At 37.1% G+C, this 377-nt stretch carries 1 protein-coding gene; it reads left to right on the forward strand.

Features of this window, described 5'->3' with window-relative positions; all coding sequences use genetic code 11:
• Positions 1 to 39: 39 nt before the first annotated feature.
• The gene (locus tag CWB77_RS17970; RefSeq protein WP_249931448.1) at positions 40 to 213 is read left to right on the forward strand and encodes a hypothetical protein; all 174 of its coding nucleotides are present in this window, start codon (positions 40 to 42) and stop codon (positions 211 to 213) included.
• Positions 214 to 377 lie beyond the last annotated feature (164 nt).

The following is a 377-nucleotide window of genomic DNA, read 5'->3' on the forward strand; positions in this document are numbered from 1 at the left end:
GCGAGTATCTTGGATAAAGAAGTGATAGATTGACAAATTGTGCCTTTATCAAAGGCTCTAAATTTAATCCAACACAGTGCCATTTATGCACTATACCCACATCGTTATTTACCGGTAAGAACCCGGTTATATTTTGATGCTGTACGTGAATATATTGGTAAAGAAAAGCCGATTTGGGATCACAGTATTCGTGAGTTTGATCAAATGTTTTAAGCCGCACTATACTTAACCATGCAATAAAATATCAGTACAGACATCGTAGCGGCCAGTATCTATGGCTTTATAAAGTAGTTTATCAGCCAAGTCTAATACTTAACTAAGGCTTTGTTGCTGCTATTGAACCACGCCTATACTAGCCGTTAACTTAATGCTTTCAC

The organism is Pseudoalteromonas sp. S1610, from assembly GCF_005887465.1.
In the GTDB taxonomy this organism is placed as follows: Bacteria; Pseudomonadota; Gammaproteobacteria; order Enterobacterales; family Alteromonadaceae; genus Pseudoalteromonas; species Pseudoalteromonas undina.